The sequence below is a fragment of the Asticcacaulis sp. genome (genome assembly GCF_020217185.1).
Lineage (GTDB): Bacteria > Pseudomonadota > Alphaproteobacteria > Caulobacterales > Caulobacteraceae > Asticcacaulis.
Genome location: NZ_JAIWNX010000165.1, coordinates 1 through 14,690 on the forward strand (window position 1 = coordinate 1; position 14,690 = coordinate 14,690).

Below are 14,690 nucleotides of genomic sequence, written 5' to 3' on the forward strand. Positions count from 1 at the left end.
GGGTCGATGGTGACGTGCCGTCCAAACCGTTTGGTGACGAGGCGGAATACAGCGTCTCTCCCGATGGGAACACCGTCTATTACTCGGTGCGCATCGCCGGCAAGGACGAGCCGCGCTCGACCAATTTCGACATCTATAAGGTCGATCTCGCCAACCCGTCCACGCAAACCAACCTGACCGAGGCCAATAAGGCCTGGGATACGGGGGCCGAGGTGTCGCCCGACGGCAAGTGGCTGGCCTATCGCGCCATGAAGCGTCCGGGCTTTGAGGCCGATCAGTTCGAAATCTTCCTGCGCAATCTGGCCACCGGTGAGACGAAGCAGATCGCTGCCGACTGGGACCGCTCGGCCGACAGCGTGAAATGGGCGGCCGATGGCAAGAGCCTCTACGTCGTCGCTGGCGATGTCGGTAAGACGCCGCTGTTCCGCGTCGAAATCGCAACGGGCAAGGTGACGCCTCTATCGAAGGGCGGCCATATGGACGCCTTCGTGCCGCTGAAAGATCGCTTTGTTTTTGCCAAGAGCGGGCTTGATTACCCGTCGCAACTGTTTGTCTCCAAACCGAAAGCCAAACTGATTGATGACGGGGCCACGGCTCTGACCACCCTCAATGATCCGGTGCTGCAAAACCGCGCCTTCGGGGCGTTCGAGCAGTTTGCCTTCAAGGGCTGGAACGACGAAACCGTGCATGGGTATATCGTGAAGCCCGCCAACTATGTCGAAGGCAAAAAGTACCCCGTGGCCTTCCTGATCCACGGCGGCCCGCAGGGCTCGTTCGGCGAAAGCTGGTCCTATCGCTGGAACCCGCAGGCCTATGCCGGGGCAGGCTACGCGGTCATCATGATCGACTTCCACGGTTCGACCGGCTACGGGCAGGCCTTTACGGATGCCATCAGCCAGCACTGGGGCGACCGCCCGCTGGAAGACCTGCAAAAGGGCTATGCCTACGCCCTGTCGAAATATAGCTTCCTCGATCAGGATCGCGCCTGTGCGCTGGGGGCTTCCTATGGCGGCTTCATGATCAACTGGATCGCCTCGCAGTGGAAGGCCCCGTGGAAGTGCCTGGTCAATCACGATGGCCTGTTTGACAACCGCTCCATGGGCTATGCCACTGAGGAACTGTGGTTCTCGGAGTGGGAAAACGGCGGCAGCGTCTATGAGAAGCCGGAAAACTATGACAAGTTCAACCCGGCTTTGCACGCCAAGGACTGGTCGGTGCCGATGCTGGTCATCCACTCCGATCAGGACTTCCGCGTCATACCGGAACAGGGGATCGGCACCTTTACGGCGCTTCAGATGAATGGCGTGAAGTCAAAATTCCTGCGCTTCCCGGATGAAAACCACTGGGTACTGAAACCGCAGAACTCCCTGAAGTGGCACAAGACGGTGTTTGACTGGCTGGATGAACATACGAAGGCGAAATGATGCTGACGCGGCGGGGTATTGTGATGGGCGGGGCCGGTCTGTGCCTCGCCGGCTGTTCTGAAAAGGTCAATCAGGCCATCGGTCTGGGCCAGCGCCTGATGGAGATTCAGAAACGCCACGGTGGCCGGGTGGGCGTCAGCGTCCGCACCAGCACCGCCGTCGTTCAGGGAGACACCGCCGCGGACGGCAGCCTGAATATCAATTCCAGCCAGCGCTTCGCCCTGTGTTCGACCTTCAAATGGGTACTGGCGGCGGCGATCCTCAAGGCGGTGGATGAGAATAAACTCACCGTCGCGCAGGAAATCCGCTACGGCAAGGCCGACCTGCTCGACCATTCGCCGGTGACGGAAAAACACGTCGCCAAAGGCCGCATGACCGTAGGCCACCTGTGTTCCGCGGCGGTGGCGGTCTCCGACAATGCCGCCGCCAATCTCTTGTTGCCGCTGATCGGTGGCCCGGCCGGGCTGACGGCCTTTGTGCGCGGGCTGGGCGACTCGGTGACCCGCCTTGACCGCAACGAGCCTGAACTGAACAGCAATATCGAGGGCGATGAACGCGACACCACCACGCCGGACGCCATGAGCAGCCTGTTGCGCACCGTCTTTACGGGAGCCGTACTGCAACCCCAAAGCCTGTCTCTGTTGCGCGACTGGATGGTGGCCACGCTGACGGGCCCCGACATGATTCCTGCGGGCGTGCCGAAGGGGTGGACCGTCGGGCACAAGACCGGACGCGGGGCCAATGGGGCGGTCAACGACGTGGCGGTGATCTGGCCGTCAGGCGATAAGCCGCCGCTTTTCCTGTCGATCTATACGACGGGTGGGACGCTCGACGATACCGGCCGCAACCTGATCGTCGCCGATATCACGCGGCTGGTCATAGATACGCTGGCCTTTGCCGAAAGCTTCGACAGCGGGAGCGCTTCATCTTAGAGCGAATTTCGTTCAGGTTGAATCGAAATCCCGCTCTAACGCTTTGTTTTGTCGCGCATTTGATTCCGAAAACCGTTGCACACTTTTCGGAATGCGCTCTAAACCCCTCCCCGTCATCGGGAGGAGGGGCTATAGAGGTGCCATGAAACACGAACTGTCCCTGCCCGAAGTCCTGTCGCAGATCGAAAAGACGGTGAAGCCGCAATTCGGCAAGGGGCAGGTGGCCGACTATATCCCCGAACTGGCGACCGTCGATCCGAAGAAGTTCGGCATGGCCGTGCGCACCGTAAATGGCCAGGAATACGTTATCGGTGACGGCGATGAGCCCTTTTCGGCGCAGTCGATCACCAAGCTGTTTGCGCTGGGCATTGCGCTGAATCGCATAGGCGATGAGGTGTGGACGCGGGTGGGCAAGGAGCCGTCGGGCACGCCCTTCAACTACCTGTCGCAGCTTGAGCACGAGGCCGGGTTTCCGCGCAATCCGTTTATCAATGCCGGGGCACTGGCGGTGGTCGATATGCTGCTCAAAGGGACGCGGCGGCCGGACCTGACGGTGCGCGACTATATGGGCTTCCTGTGCCAGAACGCCCTGACCATAGACGAGGCCGTGGCGCGTTCGGAAATCGACACGGCGCACAAGAACCGCGCCATCGCCAACCTGATGAAGGGGGCGGGCACGCTGCATCACGAGGTCGAAACCGTCATCGCCGCCTATTGCCGTCAATGCGCCATTACCCTGTCGTGCCGCGATCTGGCGCGCGCGGCCCTGCCTCTGGCGGCGGGCGGGTTTTCGCCGGTGATCGAAGAGACAGTGTTCCCGGCGCGGCAGGCACGGCGGCTTAATGCCCTGCTGCTGACCTGCGGCGTGTACGATTCGGTGGGATCGTTTGCCTATCGCGTCGGCTTGCCGGCCAAAAGCGGCGTCGGGGGCGGCATCGTCGCCATCGTGCCGGGACAGGCCGCCATTGCCGTGTGGTCGCCGGAGCTGGATCGCCACGGCACGTCGGTGGTGGGCTTTGCGGCGCTGGAGGCCTTCAGCCAGATCACCAATTGTTCGGTGCTGTGAGTGGTGGTATAAATTGCTACTCGTTCGTACCGGAGGTGCCTCATGGCCGATGATAAGCCGCGCGTGGAAAAGGTCAGTATTGCCCTGACGGTTGATATGGCGGCCATGGTGCGCGACGCCGTCGAGAGCGGCGAATACGCTTCAGCAAGCGAAGTGGTGCGCGAAGCCCTGCGCGACTGGAAATACAAGCAGCAGGCCCGCGAACGCCAGATCGCCGAGTTGAAAGCGCTGATCGACGAGGGCGAGCGCAGCGGCTATGTCGATGCCGAAGAGGCCTTTGACAGATTGATCGCGAAGTATCAGGGCATGATCAAGGATGATGCTGCGGCATGAATGTCCTGATCACGCGACGGGCGCTTCTTGATATGGAGGAAATCGGCGATTTTATCGCGCAGGATAATCTTCCCCGCGCTCTTACTTTCGTGACCGAGTTGAGAACCTTCTGTCTGGGGCTCGCAGACCGTCCGAGAGGTTATGTTCAGGTCGAAGGCCTTTTGCCTGATCTGAGGCGCGCTCCCTACGGCAACTATTCTATTTATTATCGTGTTCTGCCGTCAGAAATCCGTGTCAGTCGCATCTTGCACAGTGCGCGTCTGATAGCTGCGGATATGTTCACGGATTAAGCCCCAACCCCTCGCGATAACGCTCGATCTCCGCCAGCTTTTCATAGAACAGCGACCAGTCGTCGTCTTCCGCTATGGGTTTCCACAGGGCTTCGATCTCATCGTAAAGCAGGGTCGCCGGGTGGGGCTGCGCGAACAGCGGGTGTGAGAGCGTGTCCGCGTCGGCGGGCGCATAGGCGCTGATCAACCTACGGAAGTCCGAGGCGTCGGGGTGCGTATAGACCTCGGCGCGCGGGCCATTGAGGGCGCGGGCTTCGCTGAGCGGGCCGCCGAACCAGTCGAAGAAGAATCCTTCAAAACTGCCGGGCGTTTTTGCGGCGCTCAACATGCGGAAGGCGGCCTGCATCAGGGGCGTCTCCGTCTCCATACCTTGCGGGATGAGGTTCAAACGACGGCAGAACTGTGTCGCCATGCCCGTCTGATAGCGCTCGGAAAAGGCGTTGAGGCTGTCGATCAGCGGCTGGCTGTCGCCGATCAGGCTGAGGCAGCGCGCCAGTTGCGTCAGGTTCCAGAACACCGCATCGGGTTGCCGCGCATAGGCATAGAGCCCGCCTTCGTCGAAATAGGCCGCCACCAGCCCCGGCTCATAGCGCGGCAGGAAGCGATAGGGGCCGTAGTCGAAACTTTCTCCCGTGATGTTCATATTGTCGGTATTGAGCACCCCGTGCACAAAGCCCGCGCACATCCACTGGGTCGTCAGGTGCGCGGTCTTCGTCACCACGGCATCGAACAGGGCGTGCGTCAGGTCCGGCCCCTGATACGCGCTGAGGTCCGCGTAATAGGTATCGGCCACATAGCGCACCAGCGCCGTCATGGCGTCGGTTTCGCTGTGATAGGCCAGCCGCTCGAACGTGCCGAAGCGGATATGCGAATGCGACAGGCGCACCAGCACCGCCGCGCGGGTGGGGGAGGGTTCGTCATAGCGGCGCAGGGACTCGCCCGTTTCGATCAGCGAAAAACTCTTTGACGTGTTGACCCCTAACGCCTCCAGAAGCGCGGTGGCCAGCACTTCGCGCACGCCGCCTTTCAGCGTCAGGCGGCCATCGCCACCGCGCGACCACGGCGTCGTACCGGAGCCCTTGGTGCCGAGATCGAGCAGGCGGTCGCGCGTATCGCGTATCTGGGCAAACAGGAAGCCGCGCCCGTCGCCGAGGTCGGGATTGTAGTGGCGGAACTGATGACCGTGATAGCGCAGGGCCAGCGGTTCGGCCTGATTCTCGGGCAGGGGCGTGAAACGCCCGAAGTGCGCGATCCATTCGTCGTGGCTTAACCCCTCAAGGCCGACCGAGGCCGCCGCACGGTCATTGCGGTATCTTAAAACCGTCTGCGGGAAGCCGGCGGCACGCACCGCATCGACCAGCGGCAGGCCAGAGGCTGCAAGGCGCGGATCGGGACGATATCGGGCGGAAATCGGCATGAGACAGACCGGTTTTGCTTGGGACAGGGCGTCTGGTTTGCTACGGTTCTCCGCAATAGTCGATACCAAACATCACTATTTCGAGCGGAAGGACACCCTTCCGCTCAAGCCGCCATTGAGGCGGCGGCCAAGGTGGCGGAGCCACCGCCCGGCGAGGGAAGCCAACAAAAATCCCTATCCGGACTTAACCCTCGCATGGTCTTTGACCACGCCCGCGGAAAAGGAGACCGCCGATGAAGTTCACCCTCGAATTTCTCAAAACCGAAGCCGGAGCCGGCTTCATTCTGGGGCTGTCGGCCCTGATCGCCGTCATCTGGGCCAATTCGCCGTGGGCCGCGATCTATTTCGACTTCATCAACGCCCATATTCCGGTGCAGATCGGCACCTTTGTCGAAGACAAGTCGGTGCTGAAATGGACGAAGGAAGGCCTGATGGCCATCTTCTTCTTCGTAGTCGGGCTGGAGATCAAGTACGAGATTTTCCGTGGTGAACTGTCGAACCCGAAGAAACTGGCCCTGCCGGTACTGGGGGCGATCGGCGGTATGGCGGCTCCGGCTCTGGTCTATGTGGCGCTGAATGCGGGGCTGCCCGGCGGCGATCTGCGCGGCTGGTCCGTGCCGATGGCGACCGATATTGCCTTTGCTCTGGCCGTGTTCGCAGTGGTCGGCCGCGGCTTGCCGGACAGCCTGCGCGTCTTCCTGCTGACGCTGGCCATTGTCGATGATCTGGGGGCGGTGCTGGTCATTGGCCTCTTCTATTCGTCGGGGATCAACCTGCTCATGTGCCTGTGGATCGCCGGTCTGCTGGCGGTGATGGGGCTGGCCAAATACGCCCTGCGCGATCATGCGCGCGGTCTGAAAGCCGTCTATCTGGTGCTGTTTATCGCGACCTGGGCGCTCAGCCTGAAGGCGGGACTGGCCACCTCCCTGACGGCGGTGGCGGCGGCCTTTATGGTGACGCTGGACGCGCCGGCGCGCGGCGAAGAAAGCCTTTTGAAAACCATCATGCACGACCTGCATACGCCGGTTTCCTACGGCATTGTGCCCTTCTTTGCCTTCGTGGCGTCGGGCTTTTCGTTCGCGGGGATGAGCTTCGCCTCGCTGGCCGATCCCCGCATGCTGGGCGTGGCGCTGGGCCTGTTTGTCGGCAAACAGATCGGCGTTTTTGGCCTAGCCTGGCTGGCCATCCGCCTGAAAATCGCCCGGGCCCCCGAAAACAGCGGCTGGGCAGCCCTCTATGGCGTCAGCCTTTTGTGCGGAATCGGCTTTACGATGAGCCTGTTTCTGGGGGCTCTGGCCTTTGCTGACCATGCGGAAAGTGCCCAAAATGCCATAAAGCTTGGTGTAATTACGGGATCGTTACTTTCGGCCTGTGCAGGCGCAATAGTTCTGTCGCGTCGCCGCATCGCAAGTTGACGTTTGCGTAACCGTCAATATTTACAGGCCTTTTTGGCCGCTGTGGTGCTACTGCTAACGCCGCGTAAGCCTTGTATGACAAGGTTTGCGCGGTTTTTTCATGTGCGCTTGCGAGATGAATTTGAAATTGTCTTTGTCCACACATGTGTCATATCATGTCACGTAGCGGACCGTACTAAGTAAACCCTTGGGCGAGTCTGCATAAAACAACGTCAAAGACAAAACCGGCAAATACAGGGACCGCCGTTTACACTGTAAAATCTTCCCTTGCGGAAGAGGCGGCCTGCTTGACCTAGGGGAAACACATGCGCGTAAAGGCACACACACACAATCGCTTCTCCCTCAACCGCACACTGATGGTAAGCTGTTCCGGTATGGTCATGGCGCTCAGCGCGGCTTCGGCCATGGCCCAGACCGCCCAGCCTGAGGAAGAGGTTCAGGTCATCACCGTCACCGCCCAGAAGCGCGAGCAGTCGCTTCAGGACGTGCCGATCGTGGTCACCACTCTGTCGGCCAAGCTGCTGCAGGACGCTGGCGTGAAGGACATCAAGGACATGCAGGTCCTGACGCCCGGTCTGACCGTCACCTCGACCCAGAACGAAACCCTGACCACCGCCCGTATCCGCGGTGTCGGCACGGTCGGCGACAACCCCGGTATGGAATCTTCGGTCGGCGTGGTCATCGACGGCGTCTATCGTCCGCGCAATGGCGTCGGCTTCGGCGATCTGGGCGAAATCGGCCGCATCGAAGTGCTGAAGGGGCCGCAGGGCACCCTGTTCGGTAAGAACACCTCGGCCGGCGTTATCAACATCATCACCAAGGAACCGTCCTTCACCTTCGGCATGGACGGCGAAGCCACGGTGTCGAACTATGACGGCAAGGGCGTGTCGGCCTCGATCACCGGGCCGCTGTCCGAAGACCTCGTCGCCGGTCGCCTGTTTGTGGCCAAGCGTGAGCGCGGCGGCTTCTACGACGTCAATACCGGCATTGGCCCGCGCGCCCTTAAGGAAGACGCCGATCAGAACTTCTACACGGTGCGTGGTCAGTTGCTGTTCACGCCAGGCGCGCATAAGATCCGCGTCATCGCCGACTATTCGAAGCGCGACGAAAACTGCTGCGCCGTGGTGCAGACCCGCACCGGTCCGACCGGCGCGGCGCTCAACACGCTGACGGGCGGTAACGGCGTGGCGGCGACCGCCAATCCGGAAGCGCGTCTGGCCTATTCCAACCGCCCGACCACGCAGCAGATCACTGATGGCGGCGTCTCGGTCGAAGCCAATATCAAGCTGGACTGGCTCGACTCGACCCTGACCTCGGTCACCGGCGTGCGCAAGTGGAAGAACACCAATGGTCAGGACATCGACTATTCGGGCGCTGACATCCTCTATCGCCGCGACAACGGGGATTTCAAGGCGGACTTCGACACCTTCTCGCAGGAACTGCGTCTGGCCGGTGGCGGTGAAAAGCTCAACTGGCTGGTCGGTGCCTTCTATGCCGACGAAGATCTGAAGCGCACCGACTCCTACGTCTATGGCTCGCAGTACGAAACCTATCTGTCGATCCTGCTGGCGCAGGCGCTCGGTCTGCCCACCACGACGCCGACGGTCTCCTTGCTGACCGGCCGCGCCGCCGGCACCTCCTACGCGGCGGGTGAAGGCGCGCTCGACTACTATACGCAGGAGTCGAAGTCGCTGGCCCTGTTCACCAACAATGGCTACAAGTTCACCGACAAGTTCGAGGTCACGATGGGCCTGCGCTATACGCAGGAAACCAAGAAGATGACCGCCATCTATACCAATTCAGATGGGGGCGTCGGTTGTGCTTCGGCCATTGCGCGTTCGGGCCTGATGGGCAATGCCCCGGTCGGCACCTGGGCGGCCATCCCGGCGGCCTCGCGCCCGACCGTGGTCGGCAATATGTGTACCTTCTGGGGCAATGCGGCTTTCAATAACCGCCGCATCGCCAATGAAGTGACCGAGAAGGAATGGTCGGGCACGCTGAAAGGCGCCTACCGCTTCAACGAAAACATCATGGCCTATGCCTCCTACGCCCGTGGCTATAAGGGCGGTGGGTACAACCTCGACCGCGCCCAGACGGGCATCACGCCGGACGCCTCGCTCTACTTCAAGCCGGAAACGGTGGACTCCTACGAAGTCGGTCTGAAGACCTCGATGCTGAACAACAAGCTGCTGTTCAACATTACGGCCTTCGATCAGACCTTCCAGGATTTCCAGCTCAACACCTTCCTCGGCACGGCCTTCGTGGTCGAGTCGATCCCGGAACTGAAGTCGAAGGGCTTTGATGCCGATGTCTACTGGTCCACGCCGATCCGCGGCCTGTCGGTGCAGGGCGGTGTCGCCTATGCCGACACCAAGTACGGCAGCTTCACCGCCTCTGACCTGTCGAACCCGGCGCGCTTCCCGCAACTGTCGCTCCTGCCGGGGGCGCGCATGTCCTTCGCCCCGGAATGGACGGGCTCTCTGGCCGTTACCTGGTCGGGCAATATCGCCGAAAACCTGCGCGCAACGGGCAATATCGCCGCCAAGTATTCCTCGGAATACAACACCGGCTCCGACCTGATCCCGTTCAAGATGCAGGACGGCTATACGCTGCTCAATGCCCGCTTCGGCATCGGCGCGCCGGATCAGGCCTGGACGCTGGAATTCTGGGCGCAGAACCTGACCGACGAAACCTATAAGCAGGTCGTCATCAACGCCCCGCTGCAAGGCAATGGCTTCCAGTCCACGATCCAGCCCAACGGCACCTATTATAATCAGGCGCTGGATTCCAATACCTACGACGCTTTTATGGGCCAGCCGCGCACCTATGGCGTGACCCTGCGCGTTAAATACTGATCCATTTTTACGGATCAGCAGAGGCAGAGGCCCCGGTGACCGCCGGGGCCTCTTTTTTGCCGAAGCCTTATATTTTGGTGTATCGGTTGCCGTATTTTCACCCTCTTGTGGGATGCAATATTTCGACAGAACGCCTATATCTATAGTCCAGCCAAAGGAGACCGCTCATGGCCGACAAAGCCCCTGCCGAAGCTATTGCCGAAAAGACCACGCGCTCGATCACCGACGCGCTGGAGTACCTCGAAGACAAGCTGAAGGTGTCGCAGGACACCCGCGACAAGATCAATGGCAGCATCGACCGCCTTCAGGTCATCCTCGAAGAAGCCCGCGATGAGGCCGAAGACAAGACCAAGGTCGTGCGCCGTCAGATCCGCCGTCACCCCGGCACCTCTGTGGCCATTGCCGCGGCGGCCGGTGTGGTCATTGGCCTGCTGTTGTCGCGCCGCGACTGAACCAGCCATAAACATAAACAAACCGCGCCGTTTCAAGCGAAGCGGCGCGGTTTTGTGTGGCTTAGCCATTGACTACATGCGGTACTGACCGCTCGCGATCAGGCTCAGGCACTCCGCCGTCAGAGGCTTATAGCCGCTGTCGTCCGTCCGCATCACATAGAGCGGATCGCTGACCTTTGCCGGATCAAAACCCGCCAGAACAAGGTCCATCTTCTTGTATTTGAAGGTGCCGGTCGTTTCGGCATTTTGCAGCAGGCGCACAAAGCGCGGCCGGGCATAGACGGGCAGGTGGCTGTTTACGTGCTGCGCAAAGGCTTCGATCGAGAAACCTTCACCGGTGATCAGCGCCACCATCCCGGCCTTGCCGTCATAGTGCGGCACCGGCACACCATAGACAATCGCCTCATCGACGCCTTCGGCGCGGGCGCAGCATTCGCCCACCTCTGAGGTCGAGACGTTCTCGCCCTTGAAACGGAAGGTGTCGCCGATACGGTCCACGAAATAGATATAGCCGTCCCGGTCCATCTTCATCAGGTCACCGGAACGGAACCAGGCGTCGCCCTTTTTGAAGACGTCGCGCATGACCTTCTTCTCGGAGGCGGCCTTGTCGGCATAGCCGGTGTAGAAGTGGCGGGCATCGGTGCCGATGGCGCCGATGGCTTCGCCGACCTCGCCGGGCTTGCACTCGATACACAGACCGTTCGGCCCGCGCACCGGGGTTTCGCTCTCGACATCGAACTGCACCAGCCGGATGTTGAAGGCGTTGCGCAGATAGGCCGGAGCGCGGCCAATGGCGCCGGCCTGACCGTCAAAATTAAACAGCGACACATTGCCTTCGGTCGAGCCGTAGAATTCGATAATCACCGGCACCTTGAAGCGCGATTTGAACTCGCTCCACACCTCCGGCCGCATGCCGTTACCGAAGGCGACCTTCAGCCGGTGCTTGGTCTCATCGTCCGGATTGGCCGCCACCGGCGCGTTGACGAGGTAGCGGCACAACTCACCAATATAAACGATGTGGGTGCAGTTGAGGCTGCGCACATCAGACCAGAAGGCCGAGGCCGAGAACTTGCGCTTGATAACCATGGAGCCGCCATTGAGCAGCGCCGCGCCGACGCCGCACAGGCCGCCGGTCGAATGGTACAGCGGCAGGGCGTTATACAGGCGATCTTCCTCGCTCATGTGCGACACGCCGCGGAACGCCTTCATGTAGAGCTGAGCGCGCGCGTGTGTGATCTTGGCGGCCTTGGGCAGGCCGGTGGTGCCGGAAGTATAGATGTAGAGCGCCGGGTTGTGCGCGACCATGCCCTGCCGGATCTTGCGGTCGGGGCGCACCGTGCTGACGCCTTTCAGCGCTTGGGTCAGCGAATGGTGATGCGAGGTTTCGTCGCCCTGCGCCAGATCGAGCACAAACACCTCCTGATGGCGGCTCAGGCTGGCTTCGATTTCGGCAAAGGCGGGCAGGGTGGTGGGATCAACAATCGTCAGGCTGGCGGTCGAGATGTTGATACAGTGGGCCAGACCCTGACCGGTCAGGGCGTTGTTGATCAGGGCGCTGATCACGCCGATCTTGCTCAGCCCGTACCAGATGGGGATGTATTCGAGGCGGTTGGGCAGGAAGACCGCCACCGTATCGCCGGGTTTCAGGCCGCGCGACAAACCCCAGTTGGCCACGCGGTTGGCCAGCACGTCCATCTCGGCATAGGTGAGGCTCTTGTCCTCAAACAGCAGGGCGATGCGCGCCGAATGGCGATCTACCGAGGCTTCGACATCGTCGCACACCAGCACAGGCGAGTTTGAATCCACCTCGCGGATATGGCGCAGCAGCCGCAGCAACCGCTTGATGAAAATGAATTCGCGCCTGGCCCTGTCGATCAGGTTCATGGAACGTCTCCGGATACCCTGTGCCTCATGACGTCTATGGTGACGCCTTATGATTCAGCATATCCCGGAATAACCGTTTCGCCAGCATAAAATTGACGTGAACGGAAAGTATTTTCCCTTACCGCAAGGGAAGGCGCCGTTATGTCAAGGTACAAAAGGAACTGAATTCAGACGAGGATTCCGGAGTCAGTTGACCCCGGACCTGGTTGTTGGACGCGGTTGACCTTTGGCCGAAACCGTTGTCATCTGGCTGACGGGGAGTGTCACGGGGAAACGCCGGGTCATCAGCGACCTGTGGGCAAGACCCTAAAGAAACGGGGAGGGGAAGATGACGAAAATTAGAAAACTTTCACTCCCTATTGTCTCTGGGTTTTTGAGGCGTGTGAATTCCCTATTCATCTGGGTTTGACCGATGCTGTGCAAGGTCGGCCGTTATGTATTGGAAAGCATCGGGGCGCTTAATGGTTGTACAACCCATAATTAGTGCGAAGCGGATTCGGCTGCATCTAGTCGTTGCTTTTTTGGTTTGGCTGTCTGGCTGTGCGCCAGGCGAGCCTTTGATCAGGGAAGCATCAGAGGAAGAGCTAGTGTCGTTTGTGGAGCCTATTTCACAGTTGTTAATTCGGGTTGGGCCTGAGTTTTCGTTAGTCGATATTCGAGAGATTTTCCCCGGTATCGAGTTTGAGCGTTCTGAATACGATGTTGCTGGTAAGATTGCTGCATCGTATTCAGGTAGGAATAACGAGTTCGACTTCGTTACATATCATCTAAAGTCGCCTGCCAGCGAGGAATTAGGTGGGATATCTTTAATGATGAATTTACGTGACGAAGGTTTAGGGGCGAAAAAGTGCTTGCGAATTTCGGATGTGGTGAAGTTGGCAGCGTCAAGCGGTTGGCAGTTGGAGGGCGAGGGCGGGGGCATCGGGATGACTAAATGGGCAAAGAAGGCTGGGGTCCTTTTCTCTGTTGGGCCCTATGAGGGGCCATATTCGAGATACTTTGCTACTCAAAGTGCTCCCCGTGATGTGATAAATAATGATTGCGTTGAGGCAATTAATTTCCTCGTAGCGTAATTATTATCGGTTTTCAGTGTTGTTAATTTGAATAAGAATTAAGGTGACGTTCTATGATAGGGTTAATTGCTGTGCCAAATTATTGGGATGTGATATTAAGAGACTGACCGAAATGATTTGCGAAATATCAATATGTTCTGATTCTCTGTTTTTTGCGAAGAAGCGGAGATTTAAATGCTGGCCATTGATCGTTGCGCCGAAGCGCTGAACGCCGGCAAATCTGATGAGGCCACTCAGCGCAAGTGTGGGGGAGCGGTGCGTTTTGATCGTCTGAAGGCTTTGTGGGGGGCCGAGCGCTTCAACGCAAAGGGTTCCTGCCGTTCGCGCTTAAACCTCAGCGTTTCAGGACCATAACGGTCACATCGGCGGTCTTGTTGTCGATCAGCCGCACCTCATAGGTGCCGGGTTGCAGGTCGAAATCGACGATCTTACGGATGCCGGAACAATCCGGCCCATGCCCGTGCTTGCTCGACTTCAGCGCTTCACCATCCTTCACCACGTCGATCCACAGCCCAGCCCCGGCGGCAATGCCATAGGTGCCGGCCTCGGTTACGCTGAGGCTGAGCGTGCCGCTGAAGGTCGGGGTGGTCGGCGGCGTGGCGCGGGCGCGTCTATAGGTGACGCGGGTCGCCTCAAGCAGGGTCACCTTGACCGGCTTGCCCACGCTCAAAGCCGGGGCACCGCTGGCCTCCGCCGTGGCCTTGACCGGGGTGGCGTGCATCCAGTGGGTGAACGGCCCGGTCAGAACGGGCTCCGGCGGGCAGGCCGGTTTGGCCTCTTCGGCCCACACCGGAGCGGCGGTCAGCAACAGGGCGGCGGAAAGAAGCAGGGCGCGCATGGGATACCTTTGACAAAGCCGTTTTGCCGCTGAGTTTAATCCCGGAATTGCGGCGCAGGAAAGACGGGCGGAACTGATTTTAGGCAAGGGTAATAATCCGGGTCAGTTGACCCCGGACCCCGAATGTGAGGCTAAGAAGGTTTAGCCACGAAAAACACAAAAAGCACGAACGGGAGCCTGTGGCACAGGTCTGCGCCTGACCTATCAAATGCAGCGCTGTGCCACGCGAGATTTTAGAAACCACAGATTACACAGATTTCACAGATTATCCGTGTCTGCGTCACGCAGGGGCGCGCAGCGCCTATCTGTGTAATCTGTGAAATCTGTGGTTCAAATCCCTTCGGCGCGCAGCGCCCTTCATCCGGGCTTGCCGCACGAAGGTAAGGGCCCTGCGGGCCGGGCGCTTCAACGGTTCTTTTGGCTGCGCCGAACTTCGTTTCGTGGCTAAATCTTCAGTGGCTAACCCCTTCACCCCGTATCCAGCAGGAACAGATCAGGCCACAACAGGTTGAGGTCTTCGCGGCTATAGGCTTTCAGCGCTTTCAGCAGCGTGTCGCGCGTCTCGCCCATTTCATACAGGCGGGGGAGCCGGTCACCGTGCAGGATTTCCACATCCTCATCGCGGATCAGGCCGTAATCGTGCTCCGTTAACGGCGTATCCTGCGGCCGGGGGATGGCGACCGTGTTCAGCACGCGCTCCCGCAGAGCCAT

14 protein-coding genes are annotated in these 14,690 nt (G+C 59.9%); 10 read left to right on the top strand and 4 right to left on the bottom strand.

Annotation, left to right across the window (positions count from 1 at the left end; translation table 11 throughout):
• The 5 genes from LDL37_RS08180 to LDL37_RS08200 all read left to right on the top strand — a co-directional run.
• A partial coding sequence (locus LDL37_RS08180; protein WP_290796554.1) for a S9 family peptidase occupies positions 1 to 1,424 on the top strand: 1,424 nt, incomplete at its 5' end.
• The gene (gene bla, locus LDL37_RS08185) at positions 1,421 to 2,356 is read left to right on the top strand and encodes a class A beta-lactamase (protein ID WP_290796557.1); all 936 of its coding nucleotides are present in this window, start codon (positions 1,421 to 1,423) and stop codon (positions 2,354 to 2,356) included. The genes LDL37_RS08180 and bla, both read left to right, overlap by 4 nt.
• 142 nt (positions 2,357 to 2,498) lie before the next feature.
• Entirely contained in the window at positions 2,499 to 3,422 is a 924-nt protein-coding gene (locus LDL37_RS08190) for a glutaminase (protein ID WP_290796560.1), read from the top strand.
• A 42-nt stretch (positions 3,423 to 3,464) separates the two neighbouring features.
• Complete coding sequence (locus LDL37_RS08195; RefSeq protein WP_126420935.1) at positions 3,465 to 3,755, top strand: type II toxin-antitoxin system ParD family antitoxin; 291 nt, start codon at positions 3,465 to 3,467, stop codon at positions 3,753 to 3,755.
• Positions 3,752 to 4,045 carry a type II toxin-antitoxin system RelE/ParE family toxin gene (locus tag LDL37_RS08200; protein ID WP_126420933.1) on the top strand — a complete coding sequence of 98 codons (294 nt, stop codon included), beginning with the start codon at positions 3,752 to 3,754 and terminating at the stop codon, positions 4,043 to 4,045. The genes LDL37_RS08195 and LDL37_RS08200 overlap by 4 nt, the downstream gene beginning before the upstream one ends.
• Here LDL37_RS08200 and LDL37_RS08205 read toward each other — a convergent pair.
• Positions 4,035 to 5,462 (bottom strand): protein adenylyltransferase SelO family protein, encoded by a 1,428-nt coding sequence (locus tag LDL37_RS08205; protein ID WP_290796568.1) that lies wholly within the window; start codon positions 5,460 to 5,462, stop codon positions 4,035 to 4,037. The genes LDL37_RS08200 and LDL37_RS08205 overlap by 11 nt on opposite strands.
• A gap of 233 nt (positions 5,463 to 5,695) precedes the next feature.
• Here LDL37_RS08205 and nhaA point away from each other — a divergent pair, with 233 nt between their 5' ends.
• The 3 genes from nhaA (at position 5,696) to LDL37_RS08220 (ending at position 10,184) form a co-directional block, all read left to right on the top strand.
• Positions 5,696 to 6,877: a Na+/H+ antiporter NhaA gene (gene nhaA / locus LDL37_RS08210; protein WP_290796572.1), complete on the top strand. Its 1,182-nt coding sequence runs from the start codon at positions 5,696 to 5,698 to the stop codon at positions 6,875 to 6,877.
• Between the two features lie 305 nt (positions 6,878 to 7,182).
• On the top strand, positions 7,183 to 9,732 hold the full coding sequence (locus LDL37_RS08215; RefSeq protein WP_290796575.1) for a TonB-dependent receptor: 2,550 nt from the start codon (positions 7,183 to 7,185) through the stop codon (positions 9,730 to 9,732).
• A 167-nt stretch (positions 9,733 to 9,899) separates the two neighbouring features.
• Positions 9,900 to 10,184 (top strand): hypothetical protein, encoded by a 285-nt coding sequence (locus tag LDL37_RS08220; RefSeq protein ID WP_013478508.1) that lies wholly within the window; start codon positions 9,900 to 9,902, stop codon positions 10,182 to 10,184.
• A 72-nt stretch (positions 10,185 to 10,256) separates the two neighbouring features.
• Here LDL37_RS08220 and LDL37_RS08225 read toward each other — a convergent pair whose 3' ends face one another.
• Entirely contained in the window at positions 10,257 to 12,068 is a 1,812-nt protein-coding gene (locus tag LDL37_RS08225) for a long-chain-acyl-CoA synthetase (RefSeq protein WP_290796580.1), read from the bottom strand.
• Positions 12,069 to 12,529: 461 nt separating this feature from the next.
• Between LDL37_RS08225 and LDL37_RS08230 the strand changes: the two genes are divergently transcribed.
• On the top strand, positions 12,530 to 13,141 hold the full coding sequence (locus LDL37_RS08230; RefSeq protein ID WP_290796583.1) for a hypothetical protein: 612 nt from the start codon (positions 12,530 to 12,532) through the stop codon (positions 13,139 to 13,141).
• A gap of 174 nt (positions 13,142 to 13,315) precedes the next feature.
• Positions 13,316 to 13,495, top strand: coding sequence for a hypothetical protein (locus LDL37_RS08235; RefSeq protein ID WP_290796586.1), 180 nt, complete (start codon positions 13,316 to 13,318; stop codon positions 13,493 to 13,495).
• Here LDL37_RS08235 and LDL37_RS08240 read toward each other — a convergent pair.
• Together LDL37_RS08240 and LDL37_RS08245 are read right to left on the bottom strand one after the other, a co-directional pair.
• A complete protein-coding gene (locus tag LDL37_RS08240; RefSeq protein ID WP_290796588.1) occupies positions 13,476 to 13,979 on the bottom strand; it encodes a homogentisate 1,2-dioxygenase in 504 nt (167 codons plus the stop codon). The two genes, LDL37_RS08235 and LDL37_RS08240, sit on opposite strands and share 20 nt — an antisense overlap.
• 468 nt (positions 13,980 to 14,447) lie before the next feature.
• On the bottom strand, positions 14,448 to 14,690 hold a 243-nt coding region (locus LDL37_RS08245), incomplete at its 5' end, for a hypothetical protein (RefSeq protein WP_290796591.1).

Bases quoted from the DNA above. Each gene is read 5' to 3' on its own strand.
- LDL37_RS08205 (WP_290796568.1), bottom strand. From the start codon at position 5,462: ATGCCGATTTCCGCCCGATATCGTCCCGATCCGCGCCTTGCAGCCTCT.
- LDL37_RS08220 (WP_013478508.1), top strand. From the start codon at position 9,900: ATGGCCGACAAAGCCCCTGCCGAAGCTATTGCCGAAAAGACCACGCGC.
- LDL37_RS08230 (WP_290796583.1), top strand. From the start codon at position 12,530: ATGGTTGTACAACCCATAATTAGTGCGAAGCGGATTCGGCTGCATCTA.
- LDL37_RS08235 (WP_290796586.1), top strand. From the start codon at position 13,316: ATGCTGGCCATTGATCGTTGCGCCGAAGCGCTGAACGCCGGCAAATCT.
- bla (WP_290796557.1), top strand. From the start codon at position 1,421: ATGATGCTGACGCGGCGGGGTATTGTGATGGGCGGGGCCGGTCTGTGC.
- LDL37_RS08190 (WP_290796560.1), top strand. From the start codon at position 2,499: ATGAAACACGAACTGTCCCTGCCCGAAGTCCTGTCGCAGATCGAAAAG.
- LDL37_RS08200 (WP_126420933.1), top strand. From the start codon at position 3,752: ATGAATGTCCTGATCACGCGACGGGCGCTTCTTGATATGGAGGAAATC.
- LDL37_RS08215 (WP_290796575.1), top strand. From the start codon at position 7,183: ATGCGCGTAAAGGCACACACACACAATCGCTTCTCCCTCAACCGCACA.
- LDL37_RS08240 (WP_290796588.1), bottom strand. From the start codon at position 13,979: ATGCGCGCCCTGCTTCTTTCCGCCGCCCTGTTGCTGACCGCCGCTCCG.
- LDL37_RS08195 (WP_126420935.1), top strand. From the start codon at position 3,465: ATGGCCGATGATAAGCCGCGCGTGGAAAAGGTCAGTATTGCCCTGACG.
- nhaA (WP_290796572.1), top strand. From the start codon at position 5,696: ATGAAGTTCACCCTCGAATTTCTCAAAACCGAAGCCGGAGCCGGCTTC.
- LDL37_RS08225 (WP_290796580.1), bottom strand. From the start codon at position 12,068: ATGAACCTGATCGACAGGGCCAGGCGCGAATTCATTTTCATCAAGCGG.